The 4,538-nt window shown below is 65.5% G+C and carries 2 protein-coding genes and 1 pseudogene; all 3 read left to right on the forward strand.

The genetic code is table 11. The annotated features are described in order from the left end of the window. Positions 1-354: 354 nt before the first annotated feature. Positions 355-957 (forward strand): annotated as a pseudogene (locus NP534_RS25760) (ABC transporter ATP-binding protein); the annotation flags it as partial. Further along, on the forward strand, positions 954-3,416 hold the full coding sequence (locus NP534_RS25765) for an ABC transporter permease (protein WP_274100592.1): 2,463 nt from the start codon (positions 954-956) through the stop codon (positions 3,414-3,416). The pseudogene NP534_RS25760 and the gene NP534_RS25765, both read left to right, overlap by 4 nt. Continuing rightward, complete coding sequence (locus tag NP534_RS25770; RefSeq protein WP_274100593.1) at positions 3,406-4,461, forward strand: lipocalin-like domain-containing protein; 1,056 nt, start codon at positions 3,406-3,408, stop codon at positions 4,459-4,461. Before NP534_RS25765 ends, NP534_RS25770 begins: the two co-directional genes overlap by 11 nt. The last annotated feature ends 77 nt before the right edge of the window (positions 4,462-4,538 follow it).

Raw genomic sequence — 4,538 nt, forward strand, 5'->3', positions numbered from 1 at the left:
CGTCAGGGGTGCAGGCGACATACCAAGTGTTTCTCGGGTACATGAGGCTCTCCGGAGTAGCGATTGTTTTTATTTAATGGATCCATTAAATAGGGCGCCTGATGGTTTGGTCAAATTAATAAGCCTGTAATTCGCCGTTTTATGGGCGATTATCGAACCTTGATGGGCTTGGTTTATTATTTGTGGATCCATTAATTCGTTGCCTGGCGGTTGTAGTGCCTGGCTGTGCTATTCCTAAGGGGGCACTCAGCCACCGCTTGCGAGGTGGCGCCACGAGGAACACTCCCGATGCTGGTGGTCGAGCAACTGCACAAGTCGTTCATCACGCCCCAAGGCCTGCTGCCGGTGCTGCAGGGCATCGACCTGTGCCTGGCGCGTGGCAGCAGCCTGGCGCTGATGGGCGAGTCCGGCAGTGGCAAGAGCACGTTGCTGCACCTGATTGCCGGGCTGGACCGTGCCGACAGTGGGCGCATCCTGATTGACGGTGAACCGCTGGATAGCCGCTCGGAATCGTCCCTGGCGCGCTGGCGACGCGAAGGTATCGGCCTGGTGTTTCAGCAGTACAACCTGATCAGCAGCCTGGATGTGGGGGCGAACCTTGCTTTTCAGGCACGGCTTGCCGGCCGGCATGATCGGCCTTGGCTGGCGTACCTGGCTGCGCGTCTGGGCCTGGCCGAGCTGTTGACGCGTTACCCGGAGCAGTTGTCCGGCGGCCAGCAGCAGCGGGTTGCCATCGGCCGCGCCCTGGCGGCTCGCCCCGCATGGGTGCTGGCCGACGAGCCCACCGGCAGCCTGGACGAAGCCAGCAGCGACGAGGTGCTGGGCCTGTTCCTGCAACTGGTGGCCGAGGCCGGCAGCAGTGTATTGATGGTGACCCACAGCCAGCGCCTGGCAGCGCGGTTGGCGCATTGCTGCTACTTGCAAGCTGGCCGTGTGCGCGACGAGCACGGCCCATGAACCCGCTGATGCTCACCTTGCGGGCGCTGTTGAGCCATTGGCAGCGTCATCGCGTGCAGTGCTTCAGCATTTTTACCGGCTTGTGGCTGGCCACTGCGCTATGGACCGGTGTCCAGGCGCTCAACACCCAGGCGCGCAGCGACTATGCGCGCGCCAGTGCGGTGTTGGCGGGGCCGCTGCAAGCGCAGTTGGTGCCGCGTGAGGGGGAGCGGTTCGATCAGGCGCTGTACCTGCAATTGCGCCAGTTGGGCTGGCCGGTTGCCCCGGTGCTGGAAGGACGGTTGCGGTTTGCCGGGGAGCAGCCCGTGAGTGTTCGGCTGGTGGGTATCGAGCCACTGAGCCTGCCATCGACCACCGCCGTTGCCGGTGTGCGGGCGGCAGACTTCGATCTGCAGGCCTTTATCGGTACGCCGGGGCAAGCCTGGGTAGGGCCGGATACCTTGCGCCAGTTGGGCAAGGCCGTTACCGACCAGGCCGTGAGCAGTGAGGGGCAGGTGCTGCCGCCTTTTGTGCTCAAGCCGGAGCTGGCGCCAGGCGTGATCGTGGTCGACATCGGCCATGCCCAAGCCTTGCTGCAGGCGCCTGGGCGGCTGTCGCGGCTGTTGCTGACGGGGCCTGTCGAGCCACTGCCTGCAGATATTGCCGCGCAGCTCGAAATGCAACCCCCCAGTGACGACGGTGGCTTGCAGCGGCTGACCGAGAGCTTTCACCTGAATCTGACCGCCCTCGGCCTGTTGGCGTTCGTGGTCGGGCTGTTTATCGCGCATGCCGCCATTGGCCTGGCACTGGAGCAACGCCGCAATCTGATCAGAAGCCTGCGTGCCTGTGGTGTCAGCTTGCACAGCCTGTTGTTTGGGTTGGCTTTGGAGCTGGGGCTGTTCGCCGTGCTGGGCGGTCTGGCTGGGGTGGCCAGCGGCTATGGGCTGGCGGCGCTGCTGCTGCCGGACTTCGCAGCCAGCTTGCGTGGCCTGTATGGCGCACAGGTTGGCGCAGCGTTGCACCTGCCGGCGTGGTGGTGGTTGGCGGGGGTGCTGGTGAGTGTGCTGGGGGCGCTGCTGGCCGGGGTCGGCAGTGTGCTGCAGGCCGCCCGCCTGCCGTTGCTGGCGCTTGCGCAACCCCAGGCCTGGCGGCTGGCACAAGGCCGTTGGTTGAGGCGCCAGCGCTGGCTGGCGGTATTTTTGCTGCTGGTGATGCTGGGCGGTTGGCAACTGGGTCAGGGCCTGGTCAGTGCATTTGTCACGGTGGCGGCACTGCTGCTGGCTTCGGCATTGGTGTTGCCGGCCTTGCTCGACGGTGTATTGGCCTGGGCCGCGCGCGGGCGCCGTCGGCCCCTGTCGCAGTGGTTCATCGCCGATAGCCGCCAACAGTTGCCCGCGTTGAGCCTGGCGTTGATGGCCTTGCTGCTTGCGCTGGCCGCCAGTGTTGGCGTGGGCAGCATGACCGAAGGCTTTCGCAAGACCTTTGTCGGCTGGCTTGACCTGCGCTTGGCCGCCGATCTCTACGTGACGCCCCGGGATACTGCGCAAGGTGTGCAGATGTACCAATGGCTCCAGCAGCAACCTGCGGCCAAGGTGGTACTGCCAGGCTGGCGTGTGGAAACGCGCCTGCAGGGTTGGCCGGTGCAGGTGCAGGGGGTTGTCGACCACCCGGCCTACCGCAGCCGCTGGCCCTTGCTGGAGCAGCACGCGCAGGCCTGGCAGCAATTGGCGCAAGGCAAGGGAGTAATGCTCAGCGAGCAGTTGGCCCGCCGCCTCGGCCTGGGCGTGGGCGATACCCTGGCACTGGCAACCGATGGCGCGCCGCCCATGACGGTGGTGGGGGTGTATGCCGATTACGGCAACCCCAAGGGGCATGTGCTGGTCAATGCCGACTGGCTGCGCAAGCACTGGCCGCAGGCAACGCTGACCGGCCTGAGCCTGGATATCGCCCCCGCGAACTTGCCGGCCCTCAAGGTCGCGCTGCAGCAGCGTTTTGCCCTGGACGACAGCCGCGTGGTCGAGCAGTCGCGCTTGAAGGGTTGGTCGACTGACGTGTTCAACCGTACCTTCGCCGCCACCGCGGCCCTCAACAGCCTCACGCTGGGGGTTGCTGGCGTGGCCATGTTCATCAACCTGCTGACCCTGGGCCAGAGCCGGTTGGGCCAGCTGGCGCCGCTTTGGGCACTGGGGGTGCGCCGCAGGCAACTGGTCTGGCTGAGCTTGGGCCAGACGCTGATGCTGAGCAGCCTTACCGTGCTGCTGGCGATCCCGGTAGGGGTTTTGCTGGCGTGGTGCCTGGTGGCGGTGGTGAACGTGCAGGCATTCGGCTGGCGATTGCCGCTGTATGTCTTCCCTGCGCAACTGATGCAACTGGCCGTGCTGGGCATCCTGACCAGCCTGCTGGCCAGCGCCTGGCCGTTGTGGCAACTGGCGCGGCGTCAGCCAAGCGATTTGTTGAGGCAGTTTGCCGATGAAACGTAGCGCGTCTGTGCTGTTGTGCCTGTTGCTGTGCGGGTGTGATGAGCCTGCGCCCGAGAGCTTTGCCGGGCTGGGACAGCAGGTTAGCGGGTTCAACCAGGTGACGCGTGATCACCCCTTGGTGTTCCCGCGTGATCACGGGGCCCACGATGGTTTTCGCATCGAGTGGTGGTACGTCACCGCGAACCTCAAGGATAGCCAGGGCCGTGACTGGGGGGCGCAGTGGACGCTGTTCCGTTCGGCGCTGCGCCCAGGGCCCGAGACCCGCGACTGGAACAGCCCGAACCTGTGGATGGGGCACGCGGCCCTGACCGGGCCAGGTGGGCATCGTTCTGGCGAGACCTTGGCGCGCGGCGGTGTCGGCCAGGCAGGCGTGGTGGCCGAGCCGTTCCGGGCCTGGATCAATGACTGGTCATTGCAGGGGCACGAGGGTATCGCGGGGTTGCAGATGAAGGCTGCCGGCGAAGGCTTTCGCTACGACCTGAGCCTGCGCAGTGACAGGCCGCTGGTGTTGCACGGCAGCCAGGGTTACAGCGAAAAGTCGGGCAAGGGGCAAGCTTCGTATTACTACAGTCAGCCGTTTTATCGGGTCAGCGGTGAGGTAGAGCGTGATGGCCAGTGCATTGCGGTGACCGGCCAGGCCTGGCTTGACCGGGAATGGAGCAGCCAGCCGCTGGCTGCCGGGCAGACGGGGTGGGACTGGTTTTCACTGCACCTGGACAGTGGTGCGAAGCTGATGCTGTTCCAGGTGCGCGACACCGGGGGATTGCCGTATCGGGCGGGGACGTGGGTCAGCCCGCAGGGAGAGGTGGTGGCGCTGCGGGGGGATCAGATTCAGTTGGAGGCGTTGGCCTGGAATCGGCAGGAAGACGGTAGGGCGGTACCGACGCGTTGGCGGGTGCGGGTGGTGGAGTATGGGGTTGATGTGCGGGCTGATGCCGTGGAACCGCGTGCCTGGATGCGGACACGGTTTGCTTATTGGGAAGGGCCGGTGCGCTTGCAGGGGCGTGTGGGGGGGCGGGGGTATCTGGAGATGACGGGGTATTAGGGGGGATTGGGTGTGGTCTTCGGGGTGTGGGGCTTGAGGGTTTTGGCGCCTGTGAGATCGAGCGCCGCGCGGGCGGC

Origin of the sequence: Pseudomonas sp. 39004 (assembly GCF_028682155.1) — a bacterium.
GTDB lineage: Bacteria > Pseudomonadota > Gammaproteobacteria > Pseudomonadales > Pseudomonadaceae > Aquipseudomonas > Aquipseudomonas capeferrum.